This window comes from Bradyrhizobium sp. NBAIM01 (assembly GCF_020194115.1).
Classification (GTDB): Bacteria; Pseudomonadota; Alphaproteobacteria; order Rhizobiales; family Xanthobacteraceae; genus Bradyrhizobium; species Bradyrhizobium yuanmingense.
In genome coordinates, this window is sequence record NZ_JADYVU010000015.1 from 106,749 (window position 1) to 129,666 (window position 22,918).

Annotated in this window: 18 protein-coding genes; 7 read left to right on the top strand and 11 right to left on the bottom strand. The window is 65.2% G+C overall.

What is annotated here, in order from left to right; translation table 11 throughout:
- Positions 1-218: 218 nt before the first annotated feature.
- From I6F31_RS31235 to I6F31_RS31245, 3 genes are all read left to right on the top strand, one after another.
- Positions 219-1,946 (top strand): hypothetical protein, encoded by a 1,728-nt coding sequence (locus tag I6F31_RS31235; RefSeq protein ID WP_036030586.1) that lies wholly within the window; start codon positions 219-221, stop codon positions 1,944-1,946.
- A gap of 214 nt (positions 1,947-2,160) precedes the next feature.
- Positions 2,161-2,886 (top strand): thermonuclease family protein, encoded by a 726-nt coding sequence (locus I6F31_RS31240; RefSeq protein WP_225186620.1) that lies wholly within the window; start codon positions 2,161-2,163, stop codon positions 2,884-2,886.
- A gap of 102 nt (positions 2,887-2,988) precedes the next feature.
- Positions 2,989-4,176, top strand: coding sequence for an aminotransferase class V-fold PLP-dependent enzyme (locus I6F31_RS31245; RefSeq protein ID WP_225186621.1), 1,188 nt, complete (start codon positions 2,989-2,991; stop codon positions 4,174-4,176).
- A gap of 168 nt (positions 4,177-4,344) precedes the next feature.
- Here the strand turns inward: I6F31_RS31245 and I6F31_RS31250 are convergent, their stop codons facing one another.
- Complete coding sequence (locus I6F31_RS31250; protein ID WP_225186622.1) at positions 4,345-5,451, bottom strand: hypothetical protein; 1,107 nt, start codon at positions 5,449-5,451, stop codon at positions 4,345-4,347.
- On the bottom strand, positions 5,451-6,887 hold the full coding sequence (locus I6F31_RS31255) for an MBOAT family protein (RefSeq protein WP_036015919.1): 1,437 nt from the start codon (positions 6,885-6,887) through the stop codon (positions 5,451-5,453). Before I6F31_RS31255 ends, I6F31_RS31250 begins: the two co-directional genes overlap by 1 nt.
- 312 nt (positions 6,888-7,199) lie before the next feature.
- Here I6F31_RS31255 and I6F31_RS31260 point away from each other — a divergent pair, with 312 nt between their 5' ends.
- Complete coding sequence (locus I6F31_RS31260) at positions 7,200-9,299, top strand: S9 family peptidase (protein ID WP_036015918.1); 2,100 nt, start codon at positions 7,200-7,202, stop codon at positions 9,297-9,299.
- Between the two features lie 97 nt (positions 9,300-9,396).
- On the opposite strand, the gene I6F31_RS31265 is transcribed toward I6F31_RS31260, so the two are convergent.
- From I6F31_RS31265 to I6F31_RS31275, 3 genes are all read right to left on the bottom strand, one after another.
- A complete protein-coding gene (locus I6F31_RS31265; RefSeq protein ID WP_036015946.1) occupies positions 9,397-10,116 on the bottom strand; it encodes a ribonuclease activity regulator RraA in 720 nt (239 codons plus the stop codon).
- Between the two features lie 144 nt (positions 10,117-10,260).
- Complete coding sequence (araD, locus tag I6F31_RS31270) at positions 10,261-11,994, bottom strand: L-arabinonate dehydratase (RefSeq protein ID WP_036015945.1); 1,734 nt, start codon at positions 11,992-11,994, stop codon at positions 10,261-10,263.
- Between the two features lie 260 nt (positions 11,995-12,254).
- Positions 12,255-14,435, bottom strand: coding sequence for a methyl-accepting chemotaxis protein (locus I6F31_RS31275; RefSeq protein WP_036015916.1), 2,181 nt, complete (start codon positions 14,433-14,435; stop codon positions 12,255-12,257).
- A gap of 383 nt (positions 14,436-14,818) precedes the next feature.
- Here I6F31_RS31275 and I6F31_RS31280 point away from each other — a divergent pair, with 383 nt between their 5' ends.
- The gene (locus I6F31_RS31280) at positions 14,819-15,238 is read left to right on the top strand and encodes a response regulator (RefSeq protein WP_036015915.1); all 420 of its coding nucleotides are present in this window, start codon (positions 14,819-14,821) and stop codon (positions 15,236-15,238) included.
- On the top strand, positions 15,216-18,821 hold the full coding sequence (locus I6F31_RS31285; protein WP_036015913.1) for a PAS domain S-box protein: 3,606 nt from the start codon (positions 15,216-15,218) through the stop codon (positions 18,819-18,821). The genes I6F31_RS31280 and I6F31_RS31285 overlap by 23 nt, the downstream gene beginning before the upstream one ends.
- 175 nt (positions 18,822-18,996) lie before the next feature.
- Here I6F31_RS31285 and I6F31_RS31290 read toward each other — a convergent pair whose 3' ends face one another.
- Positions 18,997-19,632, bottom strand: a complete 636-nt coding sequence (locus I6F31_RS31290; RefSeq protein WP_026202588.1) for a response regulator — start codon at positions 19,630-19,632, stop codon at positions 18,997-18,999.
- 149 nt (positions 19,633-19,781) lie between these two features.
- Between I6F31_RS31290 and I6F31_RS31295 the strand changes: the two genes are divergently transcribed.
- On the top strand, positions 19,782-20,084 hold the full coding sequence (locus I6F31_RS31295; protein WP_036015912.1) for a hypothetical protein: 303 nt from the start codon (positions 19,782-19,784) through the stop codon (positions 20,082-20,084).
- 21 nt (positions 20,085-20,105) lie between these two features.
- On the opposite strand, the gene I6F31_RS31300 is transcribed toward I6F31_RS31295, so the two are convergent.
- From I6F31_RS31300 to I6F31_RS31320, 5 genes are all read right to left on the bottom strand, one after another.
- Complete coding sequence (locus I6F31_RS31300; RefSeq protein WP_036015910.1) at positions 20,106-20,609, bottom strand: response regulator; 504 nt, start codon at positions 20,607-20,609, stop codon at positions 20,106-20,108.
- A 141-nt stretch (positions 20,610-20,750) separates the two neighbouring features.
- Entirely contained in the window at positions 20,751-21,068 is a 318-nt protein-coding gene (locus tag I6F31_RS31305; protein ID WP_036015908.1) for a hypothetical protein, read from the bottom strand.
- A 2-nt stretch (positions 21,069-21,070) separates the two neighbouring features.
- Positions 21,071-21,949: a protein-glutamate O-methyltransferase CheR gene (locus tag I6F31_RS31310; RefSeq protein ID WP_036015907.1), complete on the bottom strand. Its 879-nt coding sequence runs from the start codon at positions 21,947-21,949 to the stop codon at positions 21,071-21,073.
- Positions 21,950-22,010: 61 nt separating this feature from the next.
- Entirely contained in the window at positions 22,011-22,397 is a 387-nt protein-coding gene (locus I6F31_RS31315; RefSeq protein WP_036015905.1) for a response regulator, read from the bottom strand.
- Between the two features lie 31 nt (positions 22,398-22,428).
- Positions 22,429-22,902: a chemotaxis protein CheW gene (locus I6F31_RS31320; RefSeq protein WP_225137425.1), complete on the bottom strand. Its 474-nt coding sequence runs from the start codon at positions 22,900-22,902 to the stop codon at positions 22,429-22,431.
- Positions 22,903-22,918 lie beyond the last annotated feature (16 nt).

The following is a 22,918-nucleotide window of genomic DNA, read 5'->3' on the forward strand; positions in this document are numbered from 1 at the left end:
ATACTTGATAATTCTCCGATCCAAATTGCCGCCTTTACGGCTTCCCCGTAGCCTTCCGGAGAGCGATCATGCAGCCTTCGTGCCGGCTTTTCCGTGACTTCCATCACATTTGTTTTTCCCGCGAATCCGGGTAGCTTTTTCAACGACTTGCAGGGGGTGGCGCGCAGATGGCAGCGTGCCTGATGTCCCCGACCAAGGCCCCCGCGACCAGGTATTTCATGAGCTTTCATTATTTTGCCGGCGCCGCCTGCCGGGCGCTGACGGCGCGGAAGGACGGCCCCTCGCTTTACGACGTCTGCGATCCCGTATTGTCGGATACGGCCAGCGGCGATCCGCATCTCGCCAAATTCTACAGGACCGCCCTCGGCAATCCCGCGCTGCGGATCCTGCTCCGCCGCGCCGGCCTGCCCGAGCTGCGCGACGAGGGGATGCTGACGCGGCTGCGCGCGGCCCTCGCCCAGGCCCGCGACGAGGCCGAGCCCGACTGGGCGGCGGTCGGGCAGCCGATCGCCGATCTCGTCGACAGCATCGCGCTCGACCACCCCAAGCCGCCGCCGGTGCCGTTCACCGCCACCATGCCGCAGAGCGCTGAGATCGACGGCGTGATCCGCGATTGCGCGCAGCATCTGCTCGGCTCGTACCGCCGCAACGGCTTCCTGCCGACCTACGCCGCCTTCAACCTGATCGGCGATCCTGATGTCCGCGGCCGCGAGCTGATCATGGCGCTCACGGGCCTCAACGCGCGCGGCTACAAGAATTCCTCGCTGCTGTTCAACCTCGCCCGCGTCTTCATCGCGCGCTCGCCCGCGCGCGCCGTGGTCAATCCGCCCTGGAAAGGCATTGCCGAGCCGATGTGGGAGCCGGTGCAGATCCGCCACCGCTCGGCCTATTACGACGCGTTCTTCATCGAGGCCCTGCTCGGCTTCGTCGAGACCGGGCTCGCCTCCCCGGCCGACAAGGTCGCGGCGGAGCGCGCGATCGCCGACATGGTCGATTTCTGCGTCAACATCAGTCGCGAGGAGGTCGAGGGCTTGGGCGGCGCGCGCTTCAACGTCGTCACCGCACTGGCGCCGGCGCCGCATCCGCGCTTCTCCCGTTACTTCGCGCAGATCAAGCAGGACCTCGGTTTCGGCATCTACGTGCCGGATTGCGACACCACGGCCTGCTCGATCTCCGCGGCGACGCAGGCCGGCTGTACCGACGCGATCATCGACCAGCCGCTCCTGGACTTCTATGCGGGCTATCAGGTGCGCGCCGGCGTCAACGAACCTCGCGTGACCGTGCCGCTCAACGACAATATCGACTATGAGGGCGGGGTTGCGACCTGGATCGACAATCTCAAGGGCGAGCGCCCTTACGGCAACGATCTCGATCCGACGCTCAATCTCGACATTCTCGAGGTAAGCTTCCGCAACCTTGAGCGCTGGAAGGTGCTGGAGACGCCGTCGCGGCTTGCAACATTGCACCGGATCATCGGCTTTCAGAAGCGGCTGGCCGCCAGCGGCGCCTTCGCCAATCCGCGCTCGCACATCTATTATCTGCCGGAGCTCTACAGCGCCTATTTCGGCCGCTGCTATGCCGCCTTCCTGGCGCTGCCGCTGGCGGCGCAGGCCGCGATCGATCCCGCCGGCGATTTCGATTTCATCCGCCACCGCGTGCTGTCCTACGTCAAGGGCGAGCTGATGGCGGCCGAGATGAACGTGTTCGACGCCGCGCTGGCACTGATCGCGCTCGGCCATCTCGGCGCCGACCCGCGCGCCTTCGCACCGGCGCTGAACGTGATCGTCGCCGGGCTCGGTGAAGGCGGCCGCCGCGGCCCGTTCCGCGCCTATGAATGGAACAAGATGAAGACGCCGACGCGGATCCTGGTCGGTGGCCCGGAGGTGACCTCGGCGTTCGTGCTGATGGGGCTGGCGGTGGCGAAGCGGGCGATGGCGCGAGGGTGAGGGGTCTCGTAGGGTGGAAGCGAAGCGTAATCCACCATCTGACCTCCGCGGATACGAACAGTGGTGGGTTACGCCTTCGGCTAACCCACCCTACGAGACCGTCGCAAAATGACAGGAAGTTGAAAGCCTATCTGTTCGGCATGCGCTGGCCGCGCGGCCAAAAGCCGACCACAATTGCGCCGTCTATCGAGATTTTCATCACAACTGGACGGGCATGTTGCGAAAGGTCCTGATTGCGCTGTCTTTGTTCGCCATCCCTTCGCTGGCGGATGCCGCCGAGATCACCGGCACGACAAAGGTCCGCGCTGGCGATGCGGTGGTGATCGGCACCACGCGGATCCGGCTCGGCGGCATCGACGCGCCTGCAATCGACCAGCTCTGCCTCAACACCAAGTCCGAGCGCTGGACTTGCGGCGTCGCGGCCCGCGATGAGCTCGCCAGATACGCCGAGGGCAAGACTTGGATCTGCCGCCCGAGATCGGTCGACCGGCGCGGCCGCACGGTGGCGCGCTGCGAGGTCGGCGGCGAGGACATCCAGAAATGGCTGGTGCGCAACGGCTGGGCGCTGGCCTACGCCCACATGTCCCGCGACTATGAAGCCGATGAAAAGGCCGCGCGGGAGGCCAAGGCAGGGATGTGGCAGGGCGCCTTCATCGCGCCGTGGGACTGGCGCGTCCGCAACAAGAAGACCGCGATCCTCGGCGCGACCAAGCCGCCTGACGGCGCGCACGCGGTGCTGCTCGCTTCGGCCTCGGGGCCGGTCGCGCCGTCGCCAGACTGCACCATCAAGGGCAACGTCAACAGCTCCGGGGAGTGCATCTTTCACCAGCCGACCAGCCGCTGGTACACGCAGATCAGGATGAAGATCAGCAAGGGCACCCGCTGGTTCTGCTCGGTCGAGGAGGCCGAAGCGGCCGGTTGCCGGGAGACGAAGCGATAACCCAGCCCTGCATTTTGCGCGCTTTTCTCGGGACGCGCCGGCACGTAAAAGCATGATTCAGCGACCCACCATCCTGTTCTCAGGCAATAAGGACCGACAGCAATGACCGTTCGCGCGGGCCGGGAGTTTCTGGCCATCCCCGGGCCCACCACGATGCCCGACGAGGTGCTGCGGGCGATGCACCGTCCGGCGATCGACATCTACTCCCAGGAGATGCTGGATCTCACCGAGAGCCTGCTCAGCGACATCTCGAAGCTGTTCGCGACCAAGGGCAAGTCCTACATCTACATCGCCAACGGTCACGGCGCCTGGGAAGCGGCGCTGAGCAACGTGCTGTCGCGCGGCGACAAGGTGCTGGTGCTCGAGAGCGGACGTTTTGCGATCGGCTGGGGCAACGCGGCGGCGCTGATGGGCGCCGAGGTCGAGGTGCTCAAGGGCGATTGGCGCCGCGCGGTGCGGCCGCACGAGGTCGAGGAACGCCTGCGCCGCGACAAGGAGCACAGCATCAAGGCCGTCGTCGTGGTCCAGGTCGACACGGCCTCCGGCGTGCAGAACGACATCGAGGCGATCGGCAAGGCGATCAAGGCGAGCGGCCATCCCGCGCTCTACATGGTCGATACCGTCGCCTCGCTCGGCTGCATGCCGTTCGAGATGGACAAATGGGGTATCGACGTCGCGATGTCCGGCTCGCAGAAGGGGCTGATGACGCCGCCCGGCCTCGGCTTCGTCGCCGCCAATGCGCGCGCGCTCGAGGTGCACAAGAAGGCCAACATGTCGACGCCCTATTGGAGCTGGAGCGAGCGCGAGGGCACCGAGAATTATCGCAAATATGCCGGCACCGCGCCGGTGCATCTGCTGTTCGCGTTGCGCAAGGCGATCGACATGCTGCACGAGGAAGGCCTGGAGAACGCCTTCCGCCGCCACAGCCTGCTCGGCGAAGCCGCCCGCCGCGCGGTCTCGGTCTGGTCGGAAGGCCAGGTGCTCGGCTTCAACGTGGCCGAAGCCAGCGAGCGCTCCAACACCGTGACCACGGTGACGATGAGCAACGGCCACGATCCGGCGGTGCTGCAACGCTATTGCAAGGACAAGTGCGGCGTCGTGCTCGGCACCGGCATCGGCGATCTCTCCGGCCAAGCCTTCCGCATCGCCCATATGGGCCATGTTAACGCGCCCATGCTGCTCGGCACGCTCGGCGTGATCGAGGTCGGGCTGAACGCGCTGAAGATCCCGCACGGCAAGGGCGGGCTGGAGGCGGCGGTCGCGTATCTGGGTGACGAGGTGGCGGTGTAAGTCGCGCGCGCGCCTCTTCCTTCTCCCCTTGTGGGAGAAGGTGGCGCGAAGCGCCGGATGAGGGGTTCTATCCGCGATTCCCGACTGCCAGTACTCGCGGAGAGAACCCCTCACCCGTCTCGCCGCTATGCGGCGAGCCACCCTCTCCCGCAAGGGGAGAGGGGAAGATCAGCGCTCCACCCGATACGCCTCCACCTGTGCCTTCAGCTCATTCAGCGGCGCGAGCGGCGCTTTCGGGTCGACGCGGTGCTCCCCGCTCGCAAGCCATCTCAGCACCTTCGCATCGATCACCGGCGAATGGTGGATGACGTCGCTGTAATTGTTAAGATCGTGCGTGACGGCCTTGATCGCGCGGAAATCGTGCAGGCGGACGTTGGGCAGTTGCGTCAATCGCCGCGCAATGTGTGCCGTGAGATCGGTGACGATCTTCAGAGTTTCGGGCGAGGCATCGCGCATCGCGACGAATTGCAGGATCGAATAGGGCGGGAGGTAGATGTCGAAGGTCACGTCGGGGTGGCGCGCGATCAGGCCGACGGCGTCGTGCTCGAAATGCCGGACCATGGCTTCGTAGCTGTAGCCTTCGCCGAGGAAGCGACGGCGCACGGGATCAGTGATGTAGGTGAAGGCGGCGAGCGTCTTTCTGGCGTTGTAGTCTCGCGCGACGTCGAAATCCCGCGGCAGGGCGTAGATGTCGTCGACGTCTGACAACGCAAACTTGACCGGCAGATAAGGCGACGCCCGGGTCAGCGGCTCCCGCAGCAGCGGGACGGATCGCAGCAGCGCGAACACCGATTCCTTCGCCATCGCCGCGCTGAACAGATAGGAGGCGATGCCCTTGGCGGTTCGGCGATAAAGATCGACGGACAAATAAGGGTCGGTCTCGATGTCCGCGGCATCGATGAAGATGAAATCGTCCATTTCCCAGATCACGCGCCTTGCGCCGCGGTCGATCGCCTGCTCCAGCACGAAGGCCTGCTGACGCGAGTTGGAGCCGGTCATCGCCAGCTTCAGCGAGCGGACACGAAGCGCGCGGTCGATGTCGCTCTGGCGAAAATGGATTGCGAGTGAGGTGCCCATGAAGGCGGTGTCGAACGGCTGGCTGCTGATCAGCCCGACATTCTGCACGCGCGTGTCCTCCGAGTAGAAGGCCGGGACCAGGCGCGAGGGGCGGAACAGCTGCAGGGGATCGACGATGAAGGTGAGCGCTGCGGCGCCAAGCACGCAGGCCGCGCTCGCCAGCAGAAGACGCCTGAGATGGGTGAACGCGCCCTGCATCAGAACCGGAAATAGATGAATTCGCTGTGGCTCTGGATGCCCAGGAAGCCGAAGGCGAGCAGCAGCGAGGCCGCATAGAGCACCAGCGGCCGCATGCGCCCTGCCCGCAAGGCCTCGCCGACCTCGCGGTTGCCGTGGTCGTATTCCATCAGCGCTTGTGTGTTCGGCGCCAGCCACACCAGCGCCGCATAGATCGCGACTTGCACCAGGGCCGCGATCTCCTCGCGGCCGAGCACGAGGTTCGAAGGGGCAGCCATGGCGTGGAGCACCCGCAATGCCCAGGCGACGCTCTCGGCACGGAAGAACACCCAGGCGATGACGACAGCGAGGAAGGTCAGCACGGCGCCGGCGATGCGAGCTGGGCGTGCAATCAGCGGCGGACCGTTCGGCACCAAGGCATTGAAGGCATGATTGACGCAGAGATAGGCGCCATGCAGCGCGCCCCAAATGACAAAAGTCCAGGCCGCGCCGTGCCAGAGACCGCCGAGCAGCATCGTGATCAGCAGATTGACGTAACGGAGCACGCGGCCGCGGCGGTTGCCGCCGAGCGGGATGTAGAGATAGTCGCGCAGGAATTGCGACAGCGTCATGTGCCAGCGCCGCCAGAACTCGACGATGCTGGTGGCCTTGTAGGGCGAGTTGAAATTGACGGGCAGGAAGATGCCGAACATCAGCGAGATGCCGATCGCCATGTCGGAATAGCCGGAGAAGTCGAAATAGAGCTGGAAGGTGTAGGCGAGTGCGCCGAGCCAGGCCTGGTCGAAGCTCGGCGAGCGCGCCTCGAAGGCGAGCGCGACCAGCGGCTGGATGCCGTCGGCGAGGCAGGTCTTCTTGAACAGGCCGATCGCGAAGATGATGATTCCGCACAACATGAGATGCCCGTCCGGGCGCTTGGTCTCCTCGTGCTCGAATTGCGGGATCATGTCCTTGTGATGGAGGATGGGCCCCGCGATCAGATGCGGGAAGTACGTCACGAACAGCGCGTAATGCGGCAGCGCATAGGCCGCGACCTGGCCGCGATAAGCGTCGACCAGAAACGCGATCTGGGTGAAGGTGTAGAAGGAGATGCCGACCGGCAGCAGGATGTGGAGCGCGACATCCGTGCCGAGCAGCGCGTTGACGTTCTCCGCGACGAAGCCGGCATATTTGAAGATGCCGAGCATGAGAAGATCGCCGACGACGCCGAGCGCGAGTGCGGCCTTTCGTTGCGAGTGCGTGAGCTCCGCCACGATGAGAAGATGGCCGACGCCGTAGTTGAAGGCGATCGAGAGCAGCAGAAGGGCGACGAACTGCCAGCTGCCGATCGCGTAGAAGGTGATCGAAGCCAGCGCCAGCCAGACCACCGGAGCCAGATTGCTGCGCCGGCCGAGCCGGAAATAGCCGGCGAGCACGACCGGCAGGAACAGCAGGATGAACGCATAGGAATTGAACAGCATCGGGCTGGACCGGCGGCGGGATATTGCCCCTCAAAGCACACAAGGGGCCGATCAACAACCCGGCAGCATGGGCGGTCGTGCTGGCAATCCGCGGAATCGGAACGATATAAGGTGGAACACGGCGAGCCGCTTTTTCTTCTCCCTCTCCCCGTTCTCACGGGGAGAGGGTCGGGGTGAGGGGCTCTCTCCACAGATGAGACCATAGCGAGACCTGTACCCCCTCACCCGGAATTTGCTGTCGCAAATTCCGACCTCTCCCCGCAGGCGGGGAGAGGTGAAGGAGGCCGCGACACGTATTTGAACGAGGACCGAGTGACCCAAGCCAAGACGCCTTCGAAGCCCCCCGTCGCCCCGCGCCGGCTGCATTCCTTCACGCGGCACGACATTACCGTGACTGACGATTATGCCTGGCTGAAGGACGCGAACTGGCAGGAGGTGCTGCGCGATCCCGCCGTGCTCGATCCTGACATCCGCAAATATCTCGACGAGGAGAACGCCTACACCGAGAGCCTGCTCGGCCACACCTCGGGCCTGCAGAAGACGCTGGTGCGCGAGATGCGCGGGCGGATCAAGGAGGACGATTCCAGCGTCCCGTCACCGGATGGGCCGTTCGCCTATTTCCGCAGGTTTCGCGAGGGCGGGCAGCACGAGCTGTTCGGCCGCATGCCGCGCGACGGCGGCGACGGCCAGATCGTGCTCGATGGCGACGCGCTCGCCAAGGACCACCAATATTTCAAGTTCGGCGGCAGCCGCCACTCCTACGATCACAAGCTGCAGGCCTGGAGCGCCGACACCAAGGGCTCGGAATATTTTTCGATCCGTGTCCGCGACTGGACGACGGGAAAAGACCTCGACGATCTCGTCGAGGAGACCGACGGCGGCGTGGTCTGGTCTGCGGACTGCAAGAGCTTCTTCTATGTGAAGCTCGACGACAATCACCGCCCGATGCAGGTTTGGCGGCACAAGCTCGGCACCAAGCAAGCCGACGACACGCTGGTCTATGAGGAGCAGGATGCCGGCTGGTTCACCCACCTGCATGAAAGCACCAGCGGCCGCTTCTGCGTCATCGCCGGCGGCGATCACGAGACTAGCGAGCAGCGGCTGATCGATCTCGCCAATCCCGAGGCGCCGCCGCGCCTGGTCGCTACGCGCGAGGAGGGCGTGCAATATTCGCTCGCCGACCGCGGCGACGAACTTTTCATCCTCACCAATGCCGACGATGCCGTCGACTTCAAGATCGTCACCGCACCGCTTCACGCGCCCGAGCGCAAGAACTGGCGCGACCTGATCCCGTATCGGCCCGGCATCTACATCATCGACCTCGATCTCTATGCCGGCCATCTGGTGCGGCTGGAGCGCGCCAATGCGCTGCCGTCGGTCGTGATCCGCGATCTTGCATCAAACGAGGAGCATGCCATCGCCTTCGACGAGGCCGCCTACTCGCTCGATACGATGGGCTCCTACGAATTCGACACGACGACACTGCGCTTTGCCTATTCGTCGATGACGACGCCGTCGGAAGTCTATGATTACGACATGGTCAAGCGCACGCGCGTCTTGCGCAAGCGGCAGGAGATTCCGTCAGGCCATGACCCGGCCGACTACGTCACGACCCGCATCATGGCGAAATCGTATGACGGCGCCGAGGTGCCGGTCTCGATCCTCTATCGCCGCGGACTGAAGCTCGACGGCGCAGCGCCGCTGTTACTCTACGGCTACGGCTCCTACGGCATGGCCATGCCGGCCTCGTTCAGCGCCAACCGCCTGTCGCTGGTCGACCGCGGCTTCGTCTATGCCATCGCCCATATCCGCGGCGGCGCCGACAAGGGCTGGGGCTGGTATCTCGACGGCAAGCGCGAGAAGAAGACGAATTCGTTCGACGATTTCGCCGCCAGCGCCCGCGCGCTGATCGATGCAAAATACACCAGCGCCAAGCGCATCGTCGGCCATGGCGGCTCGGCCGGCGGCATGCTGATGGGCGCGGTCGCCAACCGCGCCGGCGAATTGTTCGCCGGTATCGTCGCAGAGGTGCCGTTCGTCGACGTGCTCAACACCATGCTCGACGACACGCTGCCGCTGACGCCGCCGGAATGGCCGGAATGGGGCAACCCGATCGAGAGCGAGAAGGATTTCCGCACCATCCTGTCGTACTCGCCTTACGACAACGTCGCGGCAAAGGACTATCCGGCGATCCTGGCGATGGGCGGGCTTACTGATCCCCGGGTCACTTACTGGGAGCCCGCCAAATGGATCGCGCGCCTGCGCGCCACCATGCGTGGGGGCGGCCCGGTCCTGCTCCGCACCAACATGGGCGCCGGCCACGGCGGCGCCTCGGGCCGCTTCGACCGGCTCGACGAAGTCGCGATCGTGTACGCGTTCGCGCTGTGGGCAGCGGGGATGGCGGAGGCGTGACGTCGTAGCCCGGATGGAGCGGAGCGCAATCCGGGATTCGCGCAGAGATCAACACTGTTCCCGGATTACGCTCCGCTCCATCCAGGCTACGAGAGCGCTACCTCCCGTTCTTCTTGCGCCATTCCGCGAAATCGGTGAGCGTCCGCGGATCGGTGGCGGGATAGAGACCGAAGATGCCGCGGCCCTTGCCGACTTCCTCGGTGACGAAATCCTCGAACGCGGTCATCTCGAAGGTTTCGTTGGCGATCTCGTCTGCCAAATGCGCGGGGATCACGATGACCCCGTCGGCATCGCCGAGGATGACGTCGCCGGGAAACACCGGCGCATCGCCGCAGCCGATGGGCACGTTGATGTCGATCGCCTGATGCAGCGTCAGATTGGTCGGCGCCGAGGGACGATGGTGGAAGGCGGGAAAGCCGAGCCTTGAGATCTCGGCGGAGTCGCGAAAGCCGCCGTCGGTGACGACGCCGGCGACGCCGCGCTTCATCAGCCGCGTCACCAGGATCGCGCCGGCCGAAGCCGCGCGCGCATCCTTGCGGCTGTCCATCACCAGCACCGCGCCCGGCGGGCAATCCTCGACCGCCTTGCGCTGCGGATGGGAGCGGTCCCTGAACACGTCGATAGTGTTGAGGTCCTCGCGCGCCGGCATGTAGCGCAGCGTGAAGGCCTCGCCGACCATGGCCGGCTGATCCGGGCTCAAGGGACGGACATCCTGGATCATCTGGATGCGCAGACCGCGCTTGAACAGCGCGGTGGCGACGGTGGCGGTAGAGACGGATTTGAGTTTGTTGCGGGTGGCTTCGGAAAGTTTGGTCATGTCGTGCTCTCTCTCGTTCGTCATTCCGGGGCGCGCCACTTGGCGCGAGCCCGGAATCCATACTCCCTATCGTGGTTATGGATTCTCAGGTGCGCAATTGCGCACCATAGCCCATCGCTTCGCGATGTCCCGGAATGACAGGTGCTAGTAGATGGACGGCTCGCCGATCGGCGCGCCGAAATCGGTCTCCAGGAAGTCGAAGTCGCAGCCGTCATTGGCCTGCTTGATGTGCTTGGTGAACATCCAGCCATAGCCGCGCTCGAAGCGCCGCGCGGGCTGCTTCCAGGCGGCGCGGCGTTTTGCGAGCTCGGCCTCGCTCACATCGAGATTGATGGTGCGCGCGGCGACATCGAGCGTGATGCTATCGCCGTTCTGCACCAGCGCCAGCGGGCCACCGATATAGGATTCCGGCGAGACGTGCAGGATGCAGGCGCCGTAGCTGGTGCCGCTCATGCGCGCATCCGAGATGCGCACCATGTCGCGCACGCCCTGCTTCACGAGTTTTGTCGGGATCGGCAGCATGCCCCATTCCGGCATGCCCGGCCCGCCCTGCGGACCCGCATTGCGCAGGATCAGGATGTGATCCTCGGTGACGTCGAGATCGGGATCGTCGACCGCCTTCTTCATCGAGGGATAATCGTCGAACACCAGCGCGGGGCCGGTGTGCTTGAGAAAGCGCGGCGCGCAGGCGGAGGGTTTTATGACGCAGCCGTCGGGCGCGAGATTGCCCTTCAGCACGGCGAGCGCGCCCTCCTTGTAGATCGGATTGTCGATACCGCGGATCACGTCGGCATTGTGGACCTCGGCCCCCTCGATGTTCTCTGCCACCGTCTTGCCTGTGACCGTGATGCAGTCGAGATGCAGATGCGGCTTGATCTGGCCCATCAACGCCGGCAGGCCGCCGGCGTAGAAGAAGTCCTCCATCAGGTAGGTATCGCCGCTCGGGCGGACATTGGCGATGACGGGCACCTTGCGGCTCGCCGTCTCGAAATCGTCGAGGCCGATGTCCTGGCCGGCGCGGCGGGCCTGCGCGATCAGATGGATGATGGCGTTGGTGGAGCAGCCCATCGCCATCGCGACCGCAATGGCATTCTCGAACGCCTTGCGGGTCTGGATCACCTTCGGCGTCAGATCCTCCCACACCATCTCGACGATGCGGCGGCCGCATTCGCTGGCCATGCGGATATGGTTGGCGTCCGCGGCGGGGATCGAGGAAGCGCCCGGCAGCGTCATGCCGATCGCTTCCGCAATGGCGGTCATGGTCGAGGCGGTGCCCATGGTCATGCAGGTGCCGTAGCTGCGGGCGATGCCGGCCTCGATGTCGAGCCAGTCCTTATCGGAGATCTTTCCGGCGCGGCGCTCGTCCCAATATTTCCAGCCGTCGGAGCCGGAACCCAGCGTCTTGCCCTTCCAATTGCCGCGCAGCATCGGGCCTGCCGGCAGATAGATCGCCGGAATGTTCATCGAGGTTGCTCCCAGCAGCAGCGCCGGCGTGGTCTTGTCGCAGCCGCCCATCAGCACCACGCCGTCGACGGGATGGCTGCGGAGCAGCTCCTCGGCGTCCATCGCCAGCAGGTTGCGATAGAGCATGGTGGTGGGCTTGAGCAGCGATTCCGAGAGCGACAGCGCCGGCAGCTCCAGCGGCAGGCCCCCCGCCATCAGGATGCCGCGCTTGACGTCCTCGACGCGCGACTTGAAGTGCATGTGACAGGGCTGCGCGTCCGACCAGGTGTTGAGGATCGCAATGATCGGGCGGTCCTTCCACTCCTCCGGCGCATAACCCATCTGCATGGCGCGGGAGCGATGGCCGAACGAGCGCAGATCGTCGGGCGCGAACCAACGCGCGCTGCGGAGCTGGTCGGGCGTTTTCTTCTTCATGATGGGGCCCCATTTCTGGATGGTATTCCGCTCGATCACGCGGAAGATCAGGGCTCGACAAAGAGCCGGATGATGATCTCGGTCAAGAGGCCTGTGAAGACTGCAGGTATGCCGAGGAGGGCAAGGGGAGCTTTGGGCGCTGGCGTGCAGCCGCAGCGGGTAGATCGACCGGCTGCGCCGGCTACATCTGTCCTCACCCGGGTGCGGAAGGCGGCCTACGCCGCTCCCGCGACGATCGAATTAGCCGGAGCCATTCCGTTTTAGGCCGCGTTGCGGCCGCTGCACCGTTCCGGCCCGTGGTAATCGGCATCGCCGCTCTTGCGGCGGTCGATCGGACCGGTGCGCAGCCTGACGAAGAAGGCCTGGACCTCGGCGGCGAGGCGTTCGGCCGCCCCCGCGACGTGGTTCGCGGCACCCATCACCTCGTCGGCCGAGCGATTGGTTTTCGCGATGGCGCCGGAAACGGTGCCGATGCTGGTCGCCAACGTCTGTGTCCCCGACGCCGCCATCTGAACGTTCTGCGAGATCTCGCGCGTGGCGGCCCCCTGCTCTTCCACGGCGCTTGCGATCGCCGCGGTCACCTCGTCGATCCGGCGCATGGCGGTTGCGACCTCCTTGACGGAGGCAACTGCGCTGCCGGTCGCGTTCTGGATCGCGACAATGTGCTGCGCGATCTCCTGCGTCGCCTTGCGGGTCTGTTCGGCCAGCGCCTTGACCTCGGACGCCACCACGGCAAAGCCGCGACCGGCCTCGCCGGCGCGCGCGGCCTCGATGGTGGCGTTGAGCGCCAGGAGGTTGGTCTGGGCCGCGATCGCCTGGATCAGGTCGACCACCGAGCTGATGCTCTGTGCGGCGTGCGCGAGCCCTTCGATCTCACTCTCCGAACGCGCGGTCACCTCGCCCGCGGAGCGCACGGTCGTGTTTGACAGCTCGATCTGGCGGCCGATCTCGACGATGGAGCCCGCGAGCTGCTCGGCCGCCGCGGCGACGGTCTGGACGTTGCCCGCGGTCTGTTCGGAGGTGGTCGCTGCGGACGCGGCCTGGCTCGTCGCATGATTGGCGATGCCGCTGAGGCTCTCTGCGGTCTGCCGCATGGTGCCCGCATTCTCGCCGACCAGCGCGAGCAGGTCGCGCGAGGTCGCGCGAAATTCCTCGACCGCCCCCTCCATGTTGCGGTTGGCCGCTTCGCGTGCCTCCGCCTCGCGCGCGAGAGACGCCGCCGCCCGTTGCTGGGCAATCACATTGTCGCGGAATTTGGCTACCGCCTGCGACACCACGCCGATCTCGTCGCCGCGCTCGGCCGTCCTGAATTCGACGCTGGTGTCGCCGCCGGACAGGCGCGCGGAATCGCCCACCAACTCGATGATCGGACGGGTGATGGAGCGCGCAACCAGGATCGCAATCGTTGCCCCGAGCGCAAGCGCTGCGGCGAGCAGGATCCATTGCAGCAGGAGCAATCTCTCGACTGCGTCGGCCACACTGCGGGCGTCGTCGGCGAGCTTCGATTGTTGATCACTCTTGAGACCGCCCGAGCGCTTGCCATCGGTATCCTTGCGACCGTCGAGCAGGTCGAGGATCCGGGCGGCGCGCGGCGCGGCCTCGGTCGACAGGATGAAGACCGGCATATTCCATTGCGGCGTCTGGCGGATGGCGAAGATCTTCTGCGGCAGCGGTATGAACGCCTCGTTCGCCTTGACGATGGCCCGATAAGCGGTCGCCTGCCGTGCGGTGAGCAGATCGGTCTGGGTACCGACCGACGCAAGCGCGGCCCTGAAGGTCGCCAGCGGCTTTTCGAACTTGTCACGATCGGCCGCCTCGCCCGAGGCAACGTACAGGCGCAATTGAGATCCCGCGGCGGCAAGATTGCCACGCACATCGGCAAACGTCTTGAGCAGGCGCTTGCGCGGCGGCGTCGCCTCCAGCGCCTCTTCCTCGTCGATCATGCCGGTGATCTCGGCGAACATGGCCGAGATCAGCGGCGCGGCTTCCTTCGCCAGCAATTCGCTCGCCGGATAGGCCGAAGGCGTGAAGGCGGCCGCTTCGGCCTTGTCCTGGGCCTTGCGGAATTCCGCCATCAACGTTCTAGCCTCGCTCCAATTGGTCTTGTTCTGGGGGCTGGAAAAGCCCTCTGCCATGCGGTCGACTGCAGCGGCCGTGCGATCCAGCTCGGCCCAGACCGCGGCCCGGTCGCGCTTGCCCTGCGCATCGCCAGTCAGCAGATAGCCGCGCAGCGTCGAAAGCGTGGAATAGAGATTGCCGACGAGCTCCGTGCTCGCGATCGCGACCGGCGCGCGTTGATCCACGACTGTCCTGATCCGCGACGAAATGTCCGACACGGCGGCGACGGTGTAGATGACGGTCGCTGCGAGCAGGCCGCAGATCAACGCGAAGCCGCCGAGCAGCCGGGTGCGAATTCCGGTGTTCGCGATCGATTTGAACATGAGAGATCTCGAGCTGGTGGCCGTTGGGGGAACCGGCTTCGTCGGGTAAAGGAATGCCGAAATTGAAATACGCGAGGTACCGAGATGGAACTCGCGGAGATAGTAGTTCGCCCTCTTTAATTCGCGGTGAAGATCGGGTTCTGTACAACTACGGCGAGAAGAATATCTCCTGTCTTTGAAACGACTTATTGCGTTCGGACCGGATCGCATATGCACGCAAGCGTGCGTACCGGCCACAGCGCCTCGTCTGTCGCCACGCCAGGAAGGCATTCGCGGCAAACGCGAGGTGCTTGCAGCGCGGCCAGAATCCGCGCAACAATTTCGCATTTGTTGCTTTGATTTGGGGCCGCTGGAACGCCCAATGCGGCCGGAGGATTTTAGGCGTGGCCAACATCCTGATCGTGGATGACGATCCGGCCGTCCAGTTCACCATCCGGCTGCTGCTGGAACGGGCTGGTCATCACGTGACGGTCGCCGAGGATGGCCGCAAGGGGCTGGCGCTGTTCGAGGCCAGCCGGTTCGACCTGCTGTTTCTCGACATCTTCATGCCCGGTATGGACGGACTGGAGACGATGCGTCACATTCGGATGCTGGCCCCAGCCGTTCCGATCGTCGTCATCTCCGGCCGTTCGATCACGCCGGATGCCTATGCGGAGCCGGACTTCCTGAAGATGGCGACCAAGCTCGGCGCCGTGGCCAGCCTGCAAAAGCCGTTCCGGCCCGATGCACTGCTTGCCGTGGTCGCAGATTGCCTGAAGGCCGACGCGCCAGAGGGGTCCGATGTCCGCTCCGGCCGCCGATGACAAGAACGCCTCTGCTGCAAGCCAAAAATGGCGCAGCGCTGCGGCAGGTCCGGCGAAACTCCCCATGCGAGCAGCAACGACGCTGGCCACGCGGCTGGCCCTCGCGATGATCCTGCTGGTTGCGGTCACCGTGGCCGCAGTCGGATGGTTGGGCTATCGCAACACCACACAGGCCGTCATTCCGCGGGTGCTGGAGCGGGTCGAAGCCCAATCCCGCCTGCTTGCAACCAATCTTGAATCCTACGTTGCCGGCGTACGCGGCGATCTGGTCGGCTATCGCGCCGCAGCGGCAATCAACGGCCTGATCCGCGCTCATGCCGGCGGCGGGATCGATCCGGCGGACGGCGTTTCGGAGCAGACCTGGCGCGAGCGTATCGCGGCGCGGCTCGCGGCCGAGATCGACGCCAAGCCCATCTACGGGCAGTTCAGGATCATTGGCGTCGACGACGACCAGCGCGAGCTGGTCCACGTCGATCGTTCGGGTCCCAACGGAGCAGCCCGGATCGCTCCGGACAGCGAATTGGAGCGCAAGAGTGGCCGCGCCTACTTCCAGGAAACCATACGGCTCGGGCCCGGCGAGATCTATGTGTCTCCCATCGAGCTCGCGACCCGTCAGGGGGGAACGACGGCGCCTCACGCGCCGACTTTGCGCGTGGCGATGCCGCTGTTCACGGCCGACGACAAGCCGTTCGGCATCATCGTGGCCAATATCGACATGCGCCCGGCACTCGAGCGGGTCCGCGCGGCGACAACCTCGGGCGGAGAGATCTACGTCGTGAATGCGCGCGGCGACTATCTCGTCCATCCCGACCGGACGCGGGAGTTCGGGTCATCGCGGGGCCATCCGACCGATTGGCGCAAAGACCTTCCGTTCTTGTCAGAACTGGCCGGCACGTCGGACGTGGCCACGCGGGTCACAACCGACGAGGCGGGCCGGACGAGCGGCGCGGCATTCGTGCCGTTATCGCTTGCGGGCAGGGAATGGGTCGCCATCGTCGCGACTGTTCCCCCGTCCGTGTTCGGCCGCGTGCCGGCCGCCATTCAAAAAACGTCCCTGCTCGTCGGCGTGCTGGCTGTTCTCGCCGCGGCTGCGCTCGCGGTGCTGCTGGCGCGCTCGTTGACCCGCCCGATCGGGCGTCTGACGGAGGCGGTGCAGGCCATCGGCAGCGGACGTCCCGCGGAGATCCCCGTCGATGCTAGCGGCGAGACCGGCGTGCTGGCCCGGGCCTTTGCGCGGATGGTGGAGGAGATGCGCGCGAAAACGGCCGCGCTCGAACGCGAGATCGAGGAGCATCGCCGCACCGAGGCCGCGCGGAGCCATCACGCGGCGCGCGAGAACCTGTTCAGTGCCGCGGTGGAATCGTCCGACGATGCGATCGTCATGCAGACGCTCGATGCCATCATCACCGGCTGGAATCCGGCCGCCGAACGCCTTTACGGCTATACGGCGGAGGAGGCGATCGGCAAGCCCACCTCGATCATCGTCCCGTCCGACCGCCGCGAACAGGGCAAGGACTATCTGCGGCGGATCGCGCGGGGCGAGCCGATCGAACGCTTCGAGACGGTCCGCCTGCGCAAGGACGGCACGCCGGTCGAGATTTCGCTCGGCCTGTCGCCGATCAAGGGACCGTCGGGCGAGACCATCGGCGCGTCCGGAAGCGCGCGCAGCCTGACCGAGGCGCGGCGCGCCGAGCGGGCGCTGCAGCACCAACTCGAGGAGCGGCGTCAGATCTTCGAGACGTCGCAGGATCTGATCATGATCATGGACGCGCGGGGTCATGTCGCGCAGATCAGCCCGAGCAGCGAGACCATTCTCGGCTATCGGCCGGACGAGATGATCGGCCGCAGCGGCGCCGACTTCATCCATCCCGATCACCTGGAGCAGTCCCGTGCCGAGATGCGGGCGATGCGACACGGCGAGCGCGTCAGGCTGGCCGACACCCGCTGCTACCACAAGAACGGGCACGAGGTCTGGCTGTCCTGGCTCGGCAGTTGGTCCGAGCGCGCCAAGCGCTTCTTCTTCGTCGGGCGCGACATGACGGAAGCGCGGCTCGCGCAGGAATCGCTGCTCGAGAGCGAGCGGCTCGCCCGCAACATCGTCGAGACCTCGCTCGACGCCTTCGTCCAGACCGACGAGACCGGAAGCATCCTGAACTGGAACTCGCAGGCGGAACAGCTGTTCGGCTGGCGCCGCGACGAGGTGCTCGGCAAGAGCACGATCGACCTCATTGTCGCCGAGAGCGAACGTGGCCGGGTCCGAGCCGGCCTGAAACGCTTCCTCGAAGACGAGGGTGGCCGGACGCTGAACCGCCGCCGCGAGCTGATGTGCTGCCGGCGCGACGGCAAGGAATTCAAGGCCGAGTTGAGCGTCACCGCGCTGAAGCGGCGCGAGGGCCTGCTGTTCAACGTCTTCTACCGCGACCTCACCGACAAGATCGCCGCCGATGAGCGCATCCGCCATGCCGAGAAGATGGAGGCCGTCGGCCAGCTGACCGGCGGCGTGGCGCATGACTTCAACAACATTCTCACCGTCATCACCGGGACGATCGAAATTCTCGCGGAGGCGGTCGCCAAGGAGCCGCAGCTCGCGGCGATCACCAAGATGATCGACGAGGCCGCCGCGCGCGGCGCCGACCTGACCCAGCACCTGCTCGCCTTCGCGCGCAAGCAGCCGCTCCAGCCGCGCGAGATCGACATCAACTCGCTGATCGTCGACACCGCAAAGTTATTGCGTCCGACGCTCGGCGAGCAGATCCAGATCGAATCGGTGTTCGAGGACGAGAATTGCGTTGCCATCGTCGATCCCAACCAGCTCACCACCGCGATCCTCAACCTCGCGCTCAATGCGCGCGACGCCATGCCCGGCGGCGGCAAGCTGATCGTGGAGACCGGCGCCGCCTATCTCGACGAGGTCTATGCCAGCGCCAACGACGTGCCGCCGGGGCACTACGTGCTGATCGCCGTGAGCGACACCGGCACCGGAATCCCTGCGAACATGCTGCCCCGGGTGTTCGATCCCTTCTTCACCTCGAAGGGGCCCGGCAAGGGCACCGGACTCGGGCTTTCGATGGTCTACGGCTTCATCAAGCAGTCCGCAGGTCACATCAAGATCTACAGCGAGGAGGGCCACGGCACCACGATCAAGATGTATCTGCCGCCCGGCAAGACGCCGACGGCGGTCGGCGAGGGCGTGACACCGGCGACGATCGAGGGCGGACACGAGACGATCCTGGTGGTCGAGGACGACCGGCTGGTGCGCGACTACGTCCTGGCGCAGTTGCATTCGCTGGGTTACGTCACGTTGCAGGCCGCGAACGCCGCGGAGGCGCTCGCGATCGTCGCGGCCGGCAAGCCGTTCGACCTTCTGTTCACCGACGTCATCATGCCCGGCAAGATGAACGGACGGCAGCTCGCGGACGAGCTGATGAAGACGCGCCCGGATCTCAAGGTGGTCTACACGTCAGGCTATACCGAGAACGCGATCATCCATCACGGCCGGCTGGATTCCGGCGTGGTGTTGCTGGCCAAGCCCTATCGCAAATCGGATCTGGCGCGGATCATCCGCAAGGCATTGAGCGGGTGAAGGCCCGTAGCCCGGATGGAGCGCAGCGCAATCCGGGAACAATCGTGCGGCGCGCGAAATCCCGGATTACGCTTGCGCTCCATCCGGGCTACGAAACCGTCGGTGAGGAGAGATGGACCCGGCTCAGCAACGCATCATTGCATGATGCGCTGCTGAGCCGTGGCACGAGACCATGTTACGACGCGCGCTGGGCTGCGGTCATCACGATGCGGATCAGGTCGGCGGCATTGCGCGCGCCGAGCTTCTTCATGATGTTGGCACGGTGGTCCTCGATGGTGCGCGGACTGATGCCGAGCGTGCGGCCAGCCTCCTTGTTGGAGGCGCCGGAGGCGAACTGCTCCAACACCTCGCGCTCCCTGCGCGTCAGCGGCTCGCGGCCGGGGAAATGCAGCGAGCCGAATTTCGGCGACGCGTTCTCCGCCTGCCTGCGTGCATAGGCACCGATCGCCTCGTCGAGACGGCCGACGATCTCGCTGCCGCGGAACGGCTTCTCGATGAAGTCGAGCGCGCCGCTCTTGATCGCGCCCACCGCCATCGCGATGTCGCCCTGCCCGGAGATCATGAAGATCGGCGCAGGATAATCCTCGCCGTGCAGCTCCTTCAGGATGTCGAGACCCGACTTCCCGGGAATATTCACGTCGAGCAGGATTGCAGCCGGCGTGCGGTTTCGCGCGACGGAGAGCAGCGCTGCACCGTCCGCAAAACAGATCACTTCATAGCCCGCCGCCTTCAACACCATCGACAAGGTGTCGCGAACGGCAGGGTCGTCATCGACCACGAAGATTTCACCGCGAGAGCTTTGTTCGGCCATGTGCCACATCCGGTTGGCATGAAGGACTCGCGTCCGCGCCATTCGTTATGGCGCTCGGCGCGGATTCGGCCCACCCGTATTTGTACGGGACATGGACTTAACGCACAAGTAGCGGCATGGCGCCTAATTGCATTGGACGGAGAATATCCATGCTAAATTTGGCCGACACGCCGCCTCCTGTCGCAACGTCCGAAGTCGAGAGCCGTGAGCTGATTGCGGCGGACCTTCGTTTACTGATCGCACAGATCGAGACCAGCATGCGCCGGATCGCCGCAGCCATGGATCAAGAACACGGCAGCGATCCGGAAGGTTCCGCAGATGTCGTCTTGCTCGACGACGTCACGCCCCGCTACGCCAGCGCGAGCGCGGCCCTCAATGTCTGCCGGGCGGGCCTCGGCCACGCCCTGCAATGTCTATCGGAATCCGGCAACGCGGCCGGAAGCCGCGTCTGACCGTATGGCGGCTCCGCAAGCTCAGGCGCGGTGCCGTTCCACGATCGCGTCGGTGGCGACACCACCCCAGGTGTGAATCGCCGGCAGGCCCATCGCGGTCTTGCCGAGATTGGCGAGGCTGATGCGCAGCGCCGCGAGATCCAGCGGCTTCGGCAGGCTCTGGAGCTCGATGCCGACCGAACGGGCGAAGCTGCGGGCGGCACTGCGGCGCTTGCCGTCCATGCCGCTGATGACGATCACGGAGCCTGCAAACTTCGCGCTCGCCATCTCGCGCAGCACGTCGACGCCGTCGCCGTCCTCCAGCACGAGATCGAGCGTCACGCAGTCGAAGCGCGCGGCGCGCAGCTTCTCGATCGCGTCCGCCACCGATGGCGCCACAGTGACCTCGTGGCCCGCCTGCTTGGCCGCGACCGTGATCAGGCGGCGCTGCGTGGCGTCGTCATCGACCACCAGGAGCTGAAGTGCACGCCGCTCGGCGCCGTCGGGCAGGTTTGACGAGATCGGGGAAAGAGAACTTCTGGGCATTGCCGTATCCTGGGATTGAGAGCGTCAATGGATACACGGCTCGCGCTGAAGCCGCGTAAAGCTGCCGCGAGCAATTGACTCGGAAACGTTCAGCAAATGTGAAGCAAAGTGCGGGAAAGCGCAGCGACGGCGGCGGCGAGATCAGGCCGCGGCGTCGTGGCCACCGGCCGCACCGCGCTTCTTCCGGTTCTTGCCGCGCAGGAACTGGATGTCCATTTCGGCGCCGTTGACACGGACCAGCTCGCAGCGACGATAGGCGAGACCCGTGGACGACAGCAGCAGGAAGAACTCCTTCAGGTTCAAGCCCTGGATCGAGCCCTCCACCGTGAGAACCGCGTCGGTGTCGGAGATCGCGTTGAGCTTGCAGTCGCGCCGCCAGGTGCCGTCGATGGCCATGATGCAGACATCATAGCCACGGCTGAAGGTCACACGCTCCGCGCCCTTGCCATCCTCGGCCATGATTATCGTCCCGCCATCGCCGCCATGCGCGGCGCCGCACCGGCGAGAACCGGCTTGGCCGCGGCCGCGCGCGGATCATTCGGCTTGTAGAGGCCGCGCCGCTCCGGAATCGGCCGGAACGTGTCGGTCAGTCCAACCACGGTCTCGGCGGCGCCGAGCACCAGGAAGCCGTCGGGCTCGATCTGGCGCGCCAGGCGGTTGAAGATATTGATCTTGGTGTCCTGATCGAAATAGATCAGCACGTTGCGGCAGAAGATGACGTCGAAGGTGCCGAGCTGGGCGAAATCGTGCAGCAGGTTGAGCTGGCGGTGCTGGATCATCGCCCGCAACTCGGGATTGATCTGCCAGGTCTCGCCGGTCTGCCTGAAATATTTCACCAGCATCTGGATCGGCAGGCCGCGCTGCACCTCGAACTGGCTGTAGACGCCGGCCTTGGCCTTCTCCAGCACCTCTTGCGACAGGTCGGTCGCGATGATCTCGACGCGCCAGCCGGTGAGGGCTGCGCCCATCTCCTTCAGGCACATCGCCAGCGAATAGGGCTCCTGCCCGGTCGAGCCCGCGGCACACCAGATGCGCACGCTGCGCTTGGCCGCACGCGCCTTGATGACCTCCGGCATGATGTGGTCGCGGAAATGATCGAACGGGACCTTGTCGCGGAAGAAGAAGGTCTCGTTGGTGGTCATGGCCTCGACCACGTCGGTGATCAGCTGGCGCGAGCCGCCTTGCAGCTTCTGCACGAGTTCGGCGATGCCGGAGAGCCCGGCCTTGCGAGCCAGCGGCAATAGGCGGCTTTCGATCAGATATTGCTTGTCTGCGGACAGGTCGAGACCGGAATTATCCTTCAGGAACTTACGCAGGTACTCATACTCGGTCGGGGTCACGGATGGCCTCTCGAAAGCTGTACTGGAACACTCTGGCCCAAGCGCTTTGGGCCTGACACACTCAGACCATGACTTGTCCGACCGGGATCAAACCAACTTCAGCGAACTTGTCGGCGATGATGTCTTTGTCGAAGGGCTTCATGATGTACTCGTTGGCACCGCCGCTGAGCGCCTGAGCGATATGAGCCACGTTGTTCTCAGTGGTGCAGAACACCACTTTCGGCTGGTCGCCGCCTGGCAGGCGGCGCATGTGGCCCATGAACTCGAAGCCGTCCATGACCGGCATGTTCCAGTCGAGCAGCACCGCGTCGGGCAGCTGCCGCTGGCAGATCTCGAGCGCCTTCGAGCCGTCTTCGGCCTCGGTGACCTCGAACTCCAGACCTTCCAGGATCCGGCGCGCGATCTTGCGCACCACGCTGGAATCATCGACCACCAAACACGTCTTCATTTCTGTTCTCCGGCTTCGATGTTTCGTTGGCTCAGGCGGCCATTTGCGTCTTGGTTTCGAGCTCGAGGACGCGGTCGACGTCGAGGACGACCATGAGCTGTCCGTCGAGGCGGTGGACGCCGCCGGCGAGCTTGGCCATGCGGGGGTCGAGGTTGACGGGGTTTTCTTCCTTACCGTCCTCGGGCAGGCGCAGCACCTCGCCGATCTGGTCGATCAGGAGGCCATAGGATTCGCCGCGCAGGTCGACGCCGACCGCCATCGCGGTCTTGCCGTCCTCGTCCTTGGGCAGGCCGAGGCGCGAGCGCATGTCGACCACGGTGACGATGCGGCCGCGCAGGTTCAACACGCCCGCGATCTCACGCGAGGCCAGCGGCACGCGGGTGACGCGCTCGGGCATGAACACGTCCTGGACGCGGGAGATCGGCAGGCCGAACAGCTGGCCACCGATCATCGCGGTGACGTACTCGACCATGGCGCCTTCGCTGGACTGGGTCTTCTTGCTCATTTCAGGGTCTCCTGGT